This is a genomic window from Streptomyces fulvoviolaceus, from assembly GCF_000718165.1.
In the GTDB taxonomy this organism is placed as follows: domain Bacteria; phylum Actinomycetota; class Actinomycetes; order Streptomycetales; family Streptomycetaceae; genus Streptomyces; species Streptomyces fulvoviolaceus.
Genome location: NZ_JOEY01000001.1, coordinates 66,745 through 81,277, shown reverse-complemented (window position 1 = coordinate 81,277; position 14,533 = coordinate 66,745). Strand labels below are relative to the sequence as shown.

Sequence of the window (14,533 nt, the reverse complement as noted above, 5' to 3'; positions counted from 1 at the left end):
GTACGCGTCACTCGCGTTCGTACTGAAGACAACCGCTGGAGACGCCCGGTGAGTTCCCCAGATCCTCAGGTTCGCGCAGCGCGAAACGAGTCAACCAATCCCGCGACACGCGGGCCCGTCGTCGCGGTCACCGGTGCCGCGTCCGGCATCGGTGCGCTGCTCACCGAGCGGCTCGCCGCTTCGGAGGAGATCAAGCAGGTCATCGCCATCGACGAGCGGCGTGGCGAGTGCGCGGCGGCGCTGTGGCACATCCTCGATGTGCGGGATCCGGCCATCGCGGAGAAGCTGCGGGGTGCCGATGTGGTGGTGCATCTGGCCCTCGATCTGGATCTGGAGACGGATGGCGCCGCCCGAACGGCGTACAACGTACGGGGGACACAGACCGTTCTGACCGCTGCCGCCGCGGCCGGGGTCCATCGGGTCGTGCTGTGTACGTCCGCGATGGTCTACGGGGCGCTGCCGGACAACGAGCTGCCCCTGTCGGAGGACGCCGAGCTTCGGGCCACGGCGGAGGCCACCGGGGTGGGGGATCTGCTGGAGATCGAGCGCCTCGCGCGGCGGGCTCCGCGGGCTCATCCGGGACTCAATGTCACCGTCGTGCGGCCGGCCGTGCTCGTGGGCGGTACGGATACCGCGCTGACCAGGTATTTCGAGTCGCCTCGGCTGTTGGTGGTGGCCGGGTCGCGGCCTGCTTGGCAGTTCTGCCATGTCGAGGATCTGTGCAGTGCCCTCGAGTACGCCGTCGTGGAGAAGGTCGAGGGGGAGCTGGCCGTCGGGTGTGACGGGTGGCTGGAGCAGGAGGAGGTCGAGGAGCTCAGCGGGATCCGGCGGATGGAGCTGCCGTCGGCCGTCGCTCTTGGTGCGGCGGCTCGGTTGCATCGGATCGGGCTCACGCCGTCTCCGGCCGGGGATCTGGCGTACACGATGTATCCGTGGGTCGTGAGTGGGAGCCGGCTGCATGACGCGGGGTGGCGGCCGCAGTGGACCAACGAAGAGGTGTTGGGGGAGCTGCTGGAGGAGGTCTCCGGTCGGCACACCGTCGTGGGGCGGCGGCTGGGGCGGAAGGACGCGACGGCGGCGGGGGCTGCGGGGGCGACGGTCGCGTTGTTGGGTGCGGCGGCTGTGGTGCGGCGGGCTCGGAAGGCTCGGCGGCGGATCTGAGGGCGCCGTGTGCCGGTGGGGGCGTTGCCTGATGGATGCAGCTCGCCCCCGCCGCCCCTACCCGTCCCATCCCCCAGGGGCTGCTGCCCCTTCGACCCCGCTCCCAGGGGGCTCCGCCCCCTGGACCTCCGTTCGGCCCTGAAGGGGCCTCGTCCTCAGACGCCGGACGGGCTGAGTGGTGCCGGCCCCGCTCAAGAAGGCGATGTGCACGCCGAGAACATCGTCCTGCTCTGTAGGACGCTCCAAACCCCACACGCGCGTGCCGGGCGATAACGCTATTCCCCGTGGTCCCGCGCGTGCGGCACGATGGAGGTATGGCAGTCACCTCTGATCATCCCGGCGAGCAGGCCGCGCAGGATCCCGTCAAGCTCCTTGCCATCCGTGAGACCGCGCTCTCGCTCGACGAGGTCTTCCGGGCCGTCGGGGACGACGCGGCCGGGGGGACCGCGTTGTTCGTGGGGACCGTGCGGAATCATGACGGGGGAGTTGACGTCGACGAGCTCGGGTACTCGTGTCATCCCAGTGCCGAGGCCGAGATGCGGCGGATCGCCGAGAAGGTCGTCGCCGACTATCCGGTGCGGGCTCTCGCGGCGGTGCATCGAGTGGGGGATCTGAAGGTCGGAGACCTCGCTGTTGTCGTGGCCGTGTCGTGTCCGCATCGTGGTGAGGCCTTCGAGGCCTGCCGGAAGCTGATCGACGACCTCAAGCACGAGGTGCCCATCTGGAAGCACCAGAAGTTCTCCGACGGAACCGAGGAGTGGGTCGGCGCCTGCTGAACCCTTCCTTCACCCTCCGGTTGCGTAACCGCACCCCTGGCATGAGCGTTGTCAGTGCGGATGGTTAATCTGCTGATCAGTCAGTTTTTGAGCCACCATCGGCGCGGTCGCTCAGCTTGGGGTCGGGAGGTCGTCATGGGGGCGCTCGTCTGGTTGTTGATTCCGCTTGTGGCGGCGATCGCCGCCGGGCTGTGGGGCAGTTGGGCCAACCGCACCCGCAGGGTGCGCAGCGACGGTCCCGAGCTGGACGGGTACGCCCGCTTCCGTGACGCCATGGAGAAGTCGCACTCGGCGCCCTGACGAGGCACTGATCGGCGCCCTGACGAGGCACTGACAGGACCGTCCCGTACTGTCGTTCCATGCCACGCCGCACCGCGACGATGCTCGCCTCCACCCTGATGCTGATCGCGCTCCTGTGCGCGGGAGTCTTCATCAATGTGCCGTACGCCGAGATGTCACCGGGCCCGACGGTGAACACGCTCGGAGAGCACGGCGGCGAGCCGGTGCTGCAGATCTCGGGCCGGAAGACCTATGCGACGAGCGGTCACCTGAACATGACCACCGTCCGCGTCACCAGCGCCGACTACAAGATGAATCTTGTTGAAGCCGTCTATGGGTGGCTCGCGCACGACAACAAGGTCGTGCCGCACGACACCCTCTACCCGGACGGCAAGACCGAGGAGCAGTCGACGCAGGAGAACGCCGAGGAGTTCAGCCAGTCCCAGGAGAGCGCCAAGGTCGCCGCCCTGAAGGAGCTGGACGTCCCGGTGAAGTCCTGGGTGATCGTCTCGACCGTCGTCAAGGACACCCCGGCCGAGGGCGAGCTGCACGCCGGTGACGTGATCAAGGCCGTCGACGGTACGACGGTGAAGGCGCCCGACGACGTCGCCAAGCTGGTGACCAAGCACAAGCCCGGTGAGGACGTCGTCTTCACGATCGTGCCCGCCAAGGAACAGGCCGCCGCGGAGAAGGAGAACAAGACGGCGACCAAGACCGAGGACATCACCATCACGACCAGGACCTCCGACGACGCCGGCGAGAAGCGCGCCATCGTCGGGATCTCCGCGGGGACCGACCACACCTTCCCGTTCACCATCGACATCAAGCTCGCCGACGTCGGCGGTCCGAGCGCCGGACTGATGTTCGCGCTCGGCATCTACGACAAGCTCACCCCCGGCAGCCTGACCGGCGGCAAGTTCGTGGCCGGCACCGGCACGATCGACGACGACGGCACGGTCGGCCCGATCGGCGGCATCGAGATGAAGACGGTCGGTGCGCGCGACAAGGGCGCCCAGTACTTCCTGACCCCCGCGGACAACTGCGCGGCCGCCGCCCAGGACACCCCGAGCGGGCTCACCCTGGTCAAGGTGAAGACCATCGACGACGCCCTCGGCGCCCTCAAGGACATCCGCAGCGGCGACACCGCCGACCTGCCGAAGTGCACGACGAAGAGCTGACGCCGCTTCAGTACGGCGATGGGGGCGCCCCCGTGACAGAGGGCGCCCCCATCGCCGTACAGGAAGCTGTACCGGACGTCGTACCGGAAGAACTCAGTCCTCGAACGTCGCCGCCAGTGCCTCCGCCAGTCCCGGCACCAGGGCGCCGCCCGTGAGGACCTCCGTCGGGGAGTCCTTCTCGCGCAGGCGCAGCGCCGAGTCGCGGGTGCCGTCGCGCAGCACCCCGACCGTCATGCGGACCTCCTGGCGGTCCGGGTGGCCGGCCACCCACTGGGTCAGCTTCTTCCCGCTCAGGCCCTCCGGTACGGAGGCCTCGGCGGACGGGGGCAGCATCAGGCGCTCCACGGTGAGCGCGCAGCCGACCACCGCGTCGGGCCAGGCGATGGTGCCGAGGAACTCGTCGAGCGGCTTGCCCGCGGGAATCTCGTCCTGCTCGATCGGGGTGAGACCGGTGGTCTCGGGCTCGTCCTGCAGGCCGAGCTGGGCCGCGAGGCCGGGTTCCTGAGCTCGCAGTCGCGCGGTGTCTACGAGGGCGAAGAGGCGAGCGGGCTGGTCCCAGCCGAGGCCGGAGGCGTACTCGTCGATCTCGAGTACGGCCCGGGTCAGCGGGCTCGCCGCCATGGGAGTGTTGGACATGGTCACAATCCTGCCTCGTTCATGGCCGGAATCGGGAACCGAGTAAAGCGTGAGTAAGTTGCATAGGTGTGGGCCTACGATCACGGGGCCCACGGACGGCCCGTGAAGACGCGGGTCTGACGGACCAACAGCGAACTTCGAGGTGCGCACCTTGGCTTTCCAGATGCCGGACCGCGGCGGAGGCCCGACAGGGCCGCGGATGAGAGTGGGCCGCCCGTCCCGGCGTGTCCGGACCCTGCTCATGACACTGGGCGTCCTTGCCGTCCTCGGCATGGCGTTCACCATGTTCGCGGGCTTCTGGACGGACTGGCTCTGGTACCGGTCGGTGAACTACTCGTCCGTGTTCACGACCACCCTGTGGACCAAGATCGGGCTCTTCTTCGTCTTCGGTCTGCTCATGGCCCTCGCGGTCGGCTTCAACATCTGGCTGGCGCACCGGCTGCGTCCGCCGCTGAGCGCCATGTCGATGGAGCAGCAGAACCTCGACCGCTACCGGATGGGGATCGCGCCGTACAAGAAGTGGCTGCTGCTCGGGATCACCTCCCTGGTGGGGCTGATCGCCGGCGCCTCGGCGTCGAGCCAGTGGCGGACCTGGCTGATGTGGGTCAACGGCGTGCCCTTCAACCAGAAGGACCCGCAGTTCCACCTCGACGTCGCCTTCTACGCCTTCGACCTGCCCTGGTACCGGTTCCTGCTCGGCTTCGGCTTCGCCACCGCGATCCTCTCCGTGATCGCCGCCGCGCTCACCCACTACCTGTACGGCGGGCTCAGGATCACCTCTCCGGGCGCGCGGGCCACGGCCGCCGCGACCGGGCATCTGTCGGTGCTCATGGGTGTCTTCGTCGCCCTCAAGGCGGTCGCCTACTGGCTCGACCGGTACGGCCTCGCGGTCAAGTCCAGCGACTTCAAGGCGACCGACAGCTGGACCGGCCTGAGGTACGTCGACGCGAACGCCTATCTGCCGGCCAAGACGATCCTGTTCTGCATCGCCGTCATCTGCGCGCTGCTGTTCTTCGCCACCCTGTGGCGGCGGACCTGGCAGCTGCCCGTGATCGGCTTCGGCCTGATGGTGCTCTCCGCGATCCTCATCGGCGGCCTGTACCCGGCGATCGTCCAGAAGTTCCAGGTCCAGCCCAACGAGCAGGCCAAGGAAGCGCCGTACGTCAACAAGAACCTCAAGGCGACGCGTGAGGCGTACGGCATCGACGACGCCAAGGTCACGGAGTACGGCGGCAAGGCCACCACCACGGACAAGACCAAGCTGCGCGACGACGTCGACGCCACGGCGAGTATCCGTGTCGTGGACCCGAACATCGTCTCGCCGACGTTCCAGCAGCTCCAGCAGATGCGGAACTACTACGCCTTCCCGACCAACCTGGACGTCGACCGCTACAGCAAGGACGGCACGGACCAGGACACGGTCATCGGTCTGCGCGAGCTGAACCTCAACGGCATTCCGAAGAACAACTGGATCAACGACCACTTCCGCTACACCCACGGGTACGGCGTGGTCGCCGCCAAGGGCACCGCCGCCGACAGCGAGGGCCGCCCGGTCTTCACCGAGTCCAACCTGCCCTCGCAGGGCGACCTCGGGACGTACCAACAGCGGGTCTACTACGGCGAGAAGACCACCGAGTACTCGATCGTCGGCGGTCCCCAGAAGGAGATCGACTACTCCGACGACACCGGCGAGAAGACCTACAGCTACCAGGCCAAGAGCGGGGTCAACCTCTCCAACCCGGTCAACCGGGCCGCGTACGCGGTGGCGTTCAGCGAGCCGCAGATCCTCTACTCGGGAGCGATCGGCGAGGGTTCCCGGATCCTCTACAACCGCACGCCCAAGCAGCGCGTCGAGGCGGTGGCCCCCTGGCTGACCATCGACGGCGACGCCTATCCGGCGGTCGTGGGCGGCAAGATCCAGTGGATCGTCGACGCGTACACGACGACGAACGGATACCCGTACGCCTCCCGTACGACCCTCGGTGACACGACGGCCGACTCGTTGACCGCGACCAACAACCAGCGTGCGGTGGTGGCCCAGCAGAACCAGGTCAACTACATCCGCAACTCGGTGAAGGCGACCGTCGATGCCTACACCGGCGAGGTCAAGCTCTACCAGTGGGACACCCAGGACCCGGTCCTCAAGACCTGGATGAAGGCGTTCCCGGGCACGGTCGAGTCCAAGACGGACATCCCCGCCGCGCTGATGGCCCATCTGCGGTACCCGCAGGACCTGTTCAAGGTCCAGCGCGAGCTGCTCGCCCGCTACCACGTCGAGGACGCGGACACGTTCCTCAGCGGCAGCGAGGTGTGGCAGGTGCCGGACGACCCGACCAACAAGTCGGGCGACGCGGTGCCGCCGTACTACCTGAGCATGAAGATGCCCGACCAGTCGGCGCAGGCGTTCTCGCTCACGACGACGTTCACGCCCAACGGCCGGGACAACCTCAGCGCGTTCATGTCGGTCGACGCCGAGGCGGGCACCCCCGACTACGGCAAGATCAGAATCCTGAAACTGCCGACGAACACCACCGTCAACGGGCCTAAACAGGTGCAGAGCCAGTTCAACTCCGAACAGAACATCGCCGAGACCATCAGCCTCCTCAACAGAGGTGATTCCAACGTCGAGTACGGCAACCTGCTGACGGTGCCACTCGACGGCGGACTGCTGTACGTGGAGCCGGTCTACGTACGCGGTGGTGGACTCAAGTACCCACTGTTGCGGAAGGTGTTGGTGACCTACGGAGGCAACACCGCCTTCGAGGACACCCTCGACGAGGCCCTGAACAAGGTCTTCGAAGCGGACGGTTCGACCACCGAGCCACCGGACGAGGACGGCGGGGACACGACCAACCCACCGCCGACATCCAGTAATCCGACCGTCCAAGCGGCGTTGAACGACGCCCAGACGGCCTTCGACGCCGGCCAGGAAGCCCTGAAGAAGGGCGACTGGGAGGCGTACGGCCGGGCGCAGGAGGATCTGGAGGACGCGCTGCAGCGGGCCGAGGACGCGCAGGCTGCGGCGGACAAGACCGCGAGCAGCAGTCCGAGTCCGAGCGCGAGTCCGAGCAAGAGTGCCGGCAGCAGTCCCAGCAGCAGTCCCAGTAGTTAGCGGCTGAGTAGCCGCTGGTCAGAGCCCACCCCGCACCGTGGTACGGTTGCAACACAACGGCGCGGGGTGGAGCAGCTCGGTAGCTCGCTGGGCTCATAACCCAGAGGTCGCAGGTTCAAATCCTGTCCCCGCTACTGAAAACGAAGGCCCGGATCCTTACGAGGATCCGGGCCTTCGTGATGTGCGAACGCATGTGCCGAGGGTCGGGACGGCCGTGCCGCCGCCGGGAGTTGGCGGGAACTGTGTTTGACTTGTCTCTCTGTGGGCATGTCGACAAAACGCTGAAGTGACCTCACTGGCTGCGGTATACCAGGTGTACCCAGGTTGCAGGTGGTGCGACGATGGACGTTATGGGGGACAAGGCAACTCTGTTGGAGACAGGGCGTTTTGTGCAGCCTGCCGACTTTGTGGAGTCGGCGGGCGACTTGTCGCAGCCCATGGACCGGGACGAAGCCGGCGAGGCTGCCGAGGAGGCGCGTCACCTTCTCGCCGCCGAGGCCGGTGACGTCGAGGCGATGAGCGTCCTCGGGGCCCTGCTGCTGCGCCGCGGTGATCTCGACGGAGCCGAGCCCCATCTGCGTGCGGCCACAGCAGTGGGCGACCGTGCCGCCGCCAACAATCTGGGTGTCCTTCTGCACCAGCGCGGGTACGCCGACGATGCCGCCGGATGGTGGCGGATCGCCGCCGTCGCCGGGTCCGCCGCGGCCGCGCACGCGCTGGGGCGCCATTTCCGTGAGCGGGGCGACGAACCCGCCGCCGAGTACTGGCTGCGCCAGTCCGCCGAGCAGGGGCACGCGCTGGGCGCGTACGCCCTCGCCGATCTGCTGGAGCACCGTGGCGACGCCAAGGCCGAGCAGTGGATGCGGGCCGCGGCCGAGCGGGGGCACCGCGAGGCGGCGTACCGGCTGGCCCGGACGCTTGATCGCAAGGCCGTGGATGAGGGGGACGGCGGGTCCGACAACGGTGTCTCCGTCATGGCGGAGGCCGAGCAGTGGTACCGGCAGGCCGCCGCGCGCGGACACCGGCGGGCGGCGCTGCATCTCGGGGCGATCCTGGAGAAGCGCGGTCAGCTCAAGGAGGCCGGGCGCTGGTATCTGACGTCCGCCAAGGAGGGCGAGGCGCGGGCTGCCTGCGCGCTGGGCTTCCTGCTGCGGGACGCCGGAGACACCGAGAGTGCCGCCGTGTGGTGGCTCAGGGCTGCCCAGGACGGGGACGGCAACGCCGCCAATGCGCTGGGCGCGCTGCACGCCGAGCGCGGGGAGCCGCAGACCGCCGAGCGGTGGTACCGGGCGGCGATGGACGCCGGGGACGACAACGGCGCGTACAACCTCGGGCTCCTCTGCGCCGAGCAGGGGCGTACCGCGCAGGCCGAGCAGTGGTACCGGCGGGCCGCGTACGCCGGGCACCGCGAGGCGGCGAACGCGCTGGCGATCCTGCTGCTGCAGGGCGGGGACGCGGGCGGGGCCGAGCCGTGGTTCTCCAAGGCCGCGGAGGCCGGGAGCGTGGACGCCGCGTTCAACCTGGGGATCCTGTTCGCCGGGCGGGGCACCGGAGAGGGTGACGTCGTCGCGCTGCGGTGGTACGAGCGGGCGGCTGCCGCCGGGCACACGGAGGCGGCGCTGCAGGTGGGCATCGCCCGGCTGCGGGACGGGGACGAGCCCGCGGCCGAGCGGCATCTGCGGTGTGCGGCGGGGGGCGGCAGTGCGGAGGCCGCTTATCGGCTGGCGACCGTGCTGGATGCCCGGCGTCCGCCTGCGCCCGCGCATGAGCTGGGTGAGTCCGTGCACGAGAAGACCGAGTGCGAGGAGTGGTACGAGCGGGCGGCGTCCCAGGGGCATCGGCGGGCGCAGGTGCGGGTGGGGATGCTGGCCGCGGCTCGGGGAGATGTCGTCGAGGCGGCTCGGTGGTACCGGTCGGCCGCCGAGGCAGGGTCCCGTAACGGCGCGTTCAATCTGGGGTTGCTGCTGGCTCGCGAAGGGAGCGAGCCGGAGGCGGCCGTCTGGTGGACGCGGGCCGCGGACGCGGGGCACGGGCGGGCGGCGTTGCGGCTGGCCCTGGTCTACGCGCGTGGGGGCGAGTTGGCGGAGGGTCAGCGGTGGGCCGATCGGGCCGTTGTTCTCGGCCCCGGTGAGGTCTCCGAGCGGGCGGCTCGGTTGCGGGACGCTCTGCGGGAAGAGCTGTCGGCGTAGGGCTCGGCCGAGACGTGAGTCACCCCGGCTCGACCTGCGGCTTAAGCGATTTGCTTCAGCTCGCTGGGCTCATAACCCAGAGGTCGCAGGTTCAAATCCTGTCCCCGCTACTGAAGGCCGAGGGCCGGAATCCGAAAGGGTTCCGGCCCTCGGTGTGTTCAGGGGCGATGGCCCACCGCCTCCTCGTAGAGGGAGCGGTCGACCGTCTCGGATTCCGGGAGGGCGTCGCCCTCGGCCACGCCCTGGGCGCGGTAGGCGGACTGGAGGCGGTCCGTCGTGCCGGCGCGGATCTCCCAGTCCATGCGGAGGGACGGGGTGGACTCGAGGATCGCCCGGTCCGTGTGCAGGAGTTTCGCCAGATAGGTGACGTAGGTCGCATCCGTCTTGTAGTCGGCCGCGAAGTACGTGTTCACCGTGCGAATGTACGCCCGCAGCAGCGCCACCCCCGCGTCCACGTCGTCCTGCAGCAGCGTACGGCCGTACAGCATGCCGCCCAGGGGCTCGCCGAGCGGCTGGCCGCCGAGGAAGGCGTAGCCCGCCTCGCCGTCGACCTTGCGCCAGACGGGGTCGAGGAGCCAGGCGGAGTCGACGCCGCCGTTCTGCAGGGCCGTGAGCACGTCCGCCGAACCCAGTTGCTGGTACTGGATCCTGTCGAGGCCGCCGCCGTGCTTCTCCAGGGCCTTTTCCATGGGGTACGCGATCACCGAGCCCTTGCCGATCATCGTGCCCATCTTCCGGCCGGCCATGGCGACCCGCTCCGCGCTCTCGCCCTCCTTCAGCCGTACCCACAGGCCGCTCTTCGACTTCGGGTCGGGCGAGAAGTTGGCCGCCACCCACTTGATGTCGAAGCCGCCCCGGATGCCGTTCATGACGGCTGCCTCGGGGGCCGCCCACAGCGCGTCGATGTCGCCCTTGGCCAGCAGCGGGAGCGAGTCCGGTGTCGGCAGCACCTTCAGAGTGACGTCCAGGCCCTCCTTCTTGAACTCGCCCTTGTCCAGGGCGACTTGGAGTGGCGCCACGTACTCGGCACTCAGTGTCCCCGTGGCGATGGTCAGCTTGCGGGACTTGGGGAGGGGCTGGGGTGCGGGTGTTCCGGAGCTGCATCGGGCCGCGGTGCGGGTGGGGGAGAGGTCGGACGGGTCCGTCCAGGACGTGGCGCCGCAGCCCTCGACCGGCCGGATCGTGCGGCTTTCCGTGCCCGCCTTCGACTCCGCCTCGCCGGAGTCCGCGGACGAGCAGGCCGCCGACGCCAGCAGCACACCTACGGCGAGTACGGCGCCGTACACACGCCTCCTCATGACTGTCCCCTTCCGCGGTCCCGTGGTGCCCACGGGGTGAGCAACCGGCCCAGGATCCGCACCAGTTCGGAGAAGACCACGCCGAGGACCGCCACGCAGACGATGCCCACGAACATCACGTCGTTCTGGAACAGTGCGCGCGAGTCGAAGATCAGGTGGCCCAGGCCGTTCGTCGCGGCGATCTGTTCCGAGGCGACGATGACCAGGACCGCCACGCCCGCCGCTATCCGCGCGCCCACCAGGACCGACGGCAGGGATGCCGGCAGCAGGACGTGGCGGAACATCTGCCAGGGCGAGGCGCCGAAGACCCGGCCCGCGTCCCGGTGGCCGGAGGGGATGGACATGACGGCCGACATCGTCGAGATCCAGACGAAGAAGAAGACCGTCGCCGCCACCAGGGCCACCTGCGGGCCCTCGCCCAGGCCGAACATGTTCAGGAAGATGGGCAGCAGGGCCAGTTTCGGTACGACGTACAGCGCGTCCAGGAGCGGTTCCAGGGCCGCTCGGACCAGGGAGAGGGATCCCATCAGCAGGCCCAGCGCGTAGCCCGCCGCCGTGCCGATGGCGTATCCCGCGAGGACGCGCTTCAGCGTCGCCCACACGTCCGGCCACAGGTCGCCGGCGGCGGCCCGGTCCCAGCCGTCGGCGAGGATCGTGGACGGGGCCGGGTAGACGCGGTCGTCGATCCAGGCCTGGGTGGCGGCCAGTTGCCAGAGGAGGATCAGGAGGAGGGGTACGGCGACCGCGAGGGACAGTTCCAGGGCGCGTCGGCGGCGGTGGGTGCGTGCCGGGTGGAGTTCCTGGGGGCCCGGGCGGCGGATCAGGACCGCCCCTGACTTCTCGGGAGCGACCGTCGTCATGCCGGCGCCGCCTCCTTCCGTAGCAGTTCCCACAACTCGCGCTTCAGAGACGTGAATTCGGGGTCGGAGCGGATGTCGCCGGTGCGCGGGCGCGGGAAGGGCGGGTGGTGTTCGGCGATGATCCGGCCGGGACGGGCGGACATCACCAGGACGCGGTCGCCGAGGACGATCGCCTCCTCCAGGCTGTGGGTGATGAAGAGCGTCGTGGTGCGCAATGCCTGGGTGATCTCCAGCAGTTCGTCCTGGAGGATCATGCGCAGCTGGGCGTCGAGTGCGGCGAACGGCTCGTCCATCAGGAGGAGTTCGGGTTCCACGGCGAGTGCGCGGGCGATCGCCACTCGCTGCCGCATGCCGCCGGACAGGGTCGCCGGGTAGGCGTGAGCGAAGTCGGCGAGGCCCATGCGGGCCAGCCACTCGTCGGCGCGCGCGTTCGCCTCGCGACGCGGGACGCGCTGGATGTCGAGGCCGAAGCGGACGTTGGCGCGGACGGTCTTCCAGTCGTAGATGCCGTAGTCCTGGAAGATCATGGCCGCCGGGCGCGCGCTCACCGTGCGGATCTCCAGCGTGCCCGTGCTCGGGCGGAGCAGGCCCGCGGCGATACGCAGGAGCGTCGACTTGCCGCAGCCCGAGGGGCCGACCAGGCAGACGAACTCGCCGGGGGCGACGGTGAGGTCGAGAGGGCCGAGGGCGTCGACGACACGGGGTGGGCGGCCGAAGGTGCGGGTCAGATCGGTGGCGTGGAGTTTGGCGTGGATTTCTGGGTGCGGATCTCCCACGGTTGCTCCTTGCGGAGTTCGGTATGGGGGGTGCCGCACGACGATATGACGGTCCGTCAGATTCAGGAAGCCCGTACGCGGCGGGAACTCTCTACGTGGAGGGAACTCTGTACGCGGTGGGAACTCCGTACGCAGCACAAAGCCCCGGCGTCCGCGCGGGATGCCGGGGCTTCGGTGAGGACTGCTACGCCGCCGCGCAGTTCGGGCACACGCCCCGGTACGTCACCTCGACGTCCGAGACCTTGAAGCCGAAGCGCTCCGAGTCGGGGAGGTCGGCGAGCGGGTTGCCGCCCGGGTGGACGTCCTTGATCTCGCCGCACTGGGCGCAGACCAGGTGGTGGTGCGGCCGGTGCGCGTTCGGGTCGTACCGCTTGGCGCGCTTGTCGGTGGCGACCTCGAGCACCTCGCCGAGGGAGACCAGCTCGCCCAGCGTGTTGTAGACGGTCGCCCGGGAGATCTCGGGCAGCTTGGCGACGGCCCGGGAGTGGACCTCGTCGGCCGTCAGATGGACGTGTTCGCCGTCGAGGACCTCGGCCACGACGCGTCGCTGCGCGGTCATACGCCATCCGCGTCCGCGCAGTCGTTCCAGAAGGTCGCTCATAGCGGCCAGCTTAACAGCTAGGTGACCAGTTCCCGAAGGGAACCAGTTTCCGAACGAGTATGACCTTGGACTTTATCCAATACTGGATCGATGGGTGGACTCCTTGGCAGGGGTCCGCCCATCCCTGCGCTCAGGCCGGTACGCGCTGCCGTGTCGGCGCCCAGCAGCGGATGATGTCGCGGACCGAGACGATGCCGACGGGCTCGTCGCGGTCGAGGACGATGAGATGACGGAAGCCGCCGTGGGCCATGGCGTGCGCGGCCTCCTCCAGGGTCCAGGTCGGGGCGGCGAACACGACGTCGGTGGTGGTGTGGGCGTGGGCGTACTCCGTGTCCGGGCTCTGGCCGAGCCCCACGGAGTTGAGGACGTCGCGTTCGGTGAGGATGCCGATGCCGCCGGCATCCGGATCGTGGACCACTGCTGCGCCGACCCGGCGGGCGGACATCAGGGCGGCGGCCTGGCGGAGGGTGTGGGCTGGGCCGATGGTGAGGACCACCGTGCTCATGGCGTCGCGGACGAGCATGGGCTGGAGCCACCTCCTACGAATCCACGGTTAGTTCGTGGATTCACAAGTTCACAAATGAGGGTGCTCTCAGAGTCGCAGGCAAAGCGAGGGTCAACAAGAGGGCGCGTGCGGCCGATTGAGGGCGTGCGCGCTCATCTGTGCTTTTCGGATGCGCTCGTGGCCGCTCGGTGGCGGGCGTCAGTGGCGAGCGCTCAGTACCGCTCGTTGAGATAGCCCAGGAACTCGTCGTGGAGCAGGCCGTTCGACGCGGCCGCGTTGCCGCTGTGCGGGCCGGGGCGGCCGTCGAGGCCGGTGAAGGTGCCGCCGGCCTCCGTCACCACGATCGCGTTCGCGGCCATGTCCCAGAGGGAGAGCTCGGGTTCGGCGCAGATGTCGATCGAGCCCTCGGCGACCATCATGTACGGCCAGAAGTCGCCGTACGCGCGCGTGCGCCACACCTCGCGGGTCAGGTCCAGGAAGCCGCCCAGCCGGCCCTGGTCCTCCCAGCCGGTGAGCGAGGAGTACGAGAAGGAGGCGTCCGACAGCTTCGAGACCTGGGAGACGTGCAGGCGCGAGGCGGAGGAGAGGCTGCGGCCGGTGAAGGCGCCGTGGCCCTTCGCGGCCCACCAGCGGCGGCTGAGGGCGGGCGCGGAGACGACGCCGACGACGGGCTGGTAGCCGCCCTCGGCAGCCTCCATGAGGGAGATCAGGGTGGCCCATACGGGGACGCCGCGTACGTAGTTCTTGGTGCCGTCGATCGGGTCGATGACCCAGCGGCGGGGGCCGGTGCCCTCGATGCCGTACTCCTCGCCGAGGACCGCGTCTCTCGGGCGGGCGCGCTGGAGGTGACCGCGGATGAGTTCCTCCGCCGCCTTGTCCGCCTCGCTCACCGGGGTCATGTCCGGCTTCGTCTCGACCTTGAGGTCGAGTGCCTTGAAGCGGGACATCGTTGCCGCGTCGGCGGCGTCCGCGAGGACGTGGGCGAGGCGGAGGTCGTCGAGGTAGTCGGGCATGTACTGAACGGTATCTGTCGTGCGTTACCGGGGGCTACACGGGACCAGTGCGCGGACGGTGAACGATCCAGTGGCTCGCGGTGACCGAAGGGCGCCCCCTTCGCGCTCTCGCGACCCCTTGACAGTGCCCCCGTGCGCGTCAAATCTGG

13 protein-coding genes and 1 tRNA gene are annotated in these 14,533 nt (G+C 69.1%); 7 read left to right on the top strand and 7 right to left on the bottom strand.

Annotated features, from left to right (window positions below; genetic code table 11):
• The first annotated feature begins 48 nt into the window (after positions 1-48).
• The 4 genes from IG08_RS0100440 to IG08_RS0100425 all read left to right on the top strand — a co-directional run bounded on the left by IG08_RS0100440 (position 49) and on the right by IG08_RS0100425 (position 3,394).
• The gene (locus IG08_RS0100440) at positions 49-1,161 is read left to right on the top strand and encodes an SDR family oxidoreductase (RefSeq protein ID WP_030594515.1); all 1,113 of its coding nucleotides are present in this window, start codon (positions 49-51) and stop codon (positions 1,159-1,161) included.
• Positions 1,162-1,475: 314 nt separating this feature from the next.
• Positions 1,476-1,937: a molybdenum cofactor biosynthesis protein MoaE gene (locus tag IG08_RS0100435; protein WP_030594513.1), complete on the top strand. Its 462-nt coding sequence runs from the start codon at positions 1,476-1,478 to the stop codon at positions 1,935-1,937.
• Positions 1,938-2,072: 135 nt separating this feature from the next.
• The gene (locus IG08_RS60540) at positions 2,073-2,237 is read left to right on the top strand and encodes a hypothetical protein (protein WP_199820787.1); all 165 of its coding nucleotides are present in this window, start codon (positions 2,073-2,075) and stop codon (positions 2,235-2,237) included.
• A 59-nt stretch (positions 2,238-2,296) separates the two neighbouring features.
• Positions 2,297-3,394: a YlbL family protein gene (locus IG08_RS0100425; RefSeq protein WP_030594511.1), complete on the top strand. Its 1,098-nt coding sequence runs from the start codon at positions 2,297-2,299 to the stop codon at positions 3,392-3,394.
• A 93-nt stretch (positions 3,395-3,487) separates the two neighbouring features.
• On the opposite strand, the gene IG08_RS0100420 is transcribed toward IG08_RS0100425, so the two are convergent.
• Positions 3,488-4,030 carry a PPA1309 family protein gene (locus IG08_RS0100420; protein WP_030594508.1) on the bottom strand — a complete coding sequence of 181 codons (543 nt, stop codon included), beginning with the start codon at positions 4,028-4,030 and terminating at the stop codon, positions 3,488-3,490.
• A gap of 163 nt (positions 4,031-4,193) precedes the next feature.
• Between IG08_RS0100420 and IG08_RS0100415 the strand changes: the two genes are divergently transcribed.
• The 3 genes from IG08_RS0100415 to IG08_RS0100405 all read left to right on the top strand — a co-directional run bounded on the left by IG08_RS0100415 (position 4,194) and on the right by IG08_RS0100405 (position 9,331).
• Positions 4,194-7,142, top strand: a complete 2,949-nt coding sequence (locus IG08_RS0100415) for a UPF0182 family membrane protein (RefSeq protein WP_043452802.1) — start codon at positions 4,194-4,196, stop codon at positions 7,140-7,142.
• 60 nt (positions 7,143-7,202) lie between these two features.
• Positions 7,203-7,276 (top strand) — tRNA-Met (locus IG08_RS0100410).
• A gap of 207 nt (positions 7,277-7,483) precedes the next feature.
• A complete protein-coding gene (locus IG08_RS0100405) occupies positions 7,484-9,331 on the top strand; it encodes a tetratricopeptide repeat protein (protein WP_030594501.1) in 1,848 nt (615 codons plus the stop codon).
• A gap of 158 nt (positions 9,332-9,489) precedes the next feature.
• On the opposite strand, the gene IG08_RS0100395 is transcribed toward IG08_RS0100405, so the two are convergent.
• The 6 genes from IG08_RS0100395 to hisN form a co-directional block, all read right to left on the bottom strand.
• Complete coding sequence (locus tag IG08_RS0100395) at positions 9,490-10,629, bottom strand: ABC transporter substrate-binding protein (protein WP_030594498.1); 1,140 nt, start codon at positions 10,627-10,629, stop codon at positions 9,490-9,492.
• Entirely contained in the window at positions 10,626-11,489 is an 864-nt protein-coding gene (locus IG08_RS0100390; RefSeq protein WP_030594495.1) for an ABC transporter permease, read from the bottom strand. Before IG08_RS0100390 ends, IG08_RS0100395 begins: the two co-directional genes overlap by 4 nt.
• Positions 11,486-12,265, bottom strand: coding sequence for an ABC transporter ATP-binding protein (locus IG08_RS0100385; RefSeq protein WP_030594492.1), 780 nt, complete (start codon positions 12,263-12,265; stop codon positions 11,486-11,488). The genes IG08_RS0100390 and IG08_RS0100385 overlap by 4 nt, the downstream gene beginning before the upstream one ends.
• A 184-nt stretch (positions 12,266-12,449) precedes the next feature.
• Positions 12,450-12,866 carry a Fur family transcriptional regulator gene (locus tag IG08_RS0100380; protein ID WP_030594487.1) on the bottom strand — a complete coding sequence of 139 codons (417 nt, stop codon included), beginning with the start codon at positions 12,864-12,866 and terminating at the stop codon, positions 12,450-12,452.
• Positions 12,867-12,996: 130 nt separating this feature from the next.
• Positions 12,997-13,389 carry a CBS domain-containing protein gene (locus IG08_RS0100375; RefSeq protein ID WP_030594485.1) on the bottom strand — a complete coding sequence of 131 codons (393 nt, stop codon included), beginning with the start codon at positions 13,387-13,389 and terminating at the stop codon, positions 12,997-12,999.
• A 194-nt stretch (positions 13,390-13,583) separates the two neighbouring features.
• Positions 13,584-14,384, bottom strand: a complete 801-nt coding sequence (gene hisN, locus IG08_RS0100370; protein WP_030594482.1) for a histidinol-phosphatase — start codon at positions 14,382-14,384, stop codon at positions 13,584-13,586.
• Positions 14,385-14,533: the final 149 nt, after the last annotated feature.

Excerpts from the sequence above, each read along its gene's own strand:
- IG08_RS0100435 (WP_030594513.1), top strand. The coding sequence starts at position 1,476 with ATGGCAGTCACCTCTGATCATCCCGGCGAGCAGGCCGCGCAGGATCCC.
- IG08_RS60540 (WP_199820787.1), top strand. The coding sequence starts at position 2,073 with ATGGGGGCGCTCGTCTGGTTGTTGATTCCGCTTGTGGCGGCGATCGCC.
- IG08_RS0100425 (WP_030594511.1), top strand. The coding sequence starts at position 2,297 with ATGCCACGCCGCACCGCGACGATGCTCGCCTCCACCCTGATGCTGATC.
- IG08_RS0100420 (WP_030594508.1), bottom strand. The coding sequence starts at position 4,030 with ATGTCCAACACTCCCATGGCGGCGAGCCCGCTGACCCGGGCCGTACTC.
- IG08_RS0100415 (WP_043452802.1), top strand. The coding sequence starts at position 4,194 with ATGCCGGACCGCGGCGGAGGCCCGACAGGGCCGCGGATGAGAGTGGGC.
- IG08_RS0100405 (WP_030594501.1), top strand. The coding sequence starts at position 7,484 with ATGGACGTTATGGGGGACAAGGCAACTCTGTTGGAGACAGGGCGTTTT.
- IG08_RS0100395 (WP_030594498.1), bottom strand. The coding sequence starts at position 10,629 with ATGAGGAGGCGTGTGTACGGCGCCGTACTCGCCGTAGGTGTGCTGCTG.
- IG08_RS0100390 (WP_030594495.1), bottom strand. The coding sequence starts at position 11,489 with ATGACGACGGTCGCTCCCGAGAAGTCAGGGGCGGTCCTGATCCGCCGC.
- IG08_RS0100380 (WP_030594487.1), bottom strand. The coding sequence starts at position 12,866 with ATGAGCGACCTTCTGGAACGACTGCGCGGACGCGGATGGCGTATGACC.
- IG08_RS0100375 (WP_030594485.1), bottom strand. The coding sequence starts at position 13,389 with ATGCTCGTCCGCGACGCCATGAGCACGGTGGTCCTCACCATCGGCCCA.
- hisN (WP_030594482.1), bottom strand. The coding sequence starts at position 14,384 with ATGCCCGACTACCTCGACGACCTCCGCCTCGCCCACGTCCTCGCGGAC.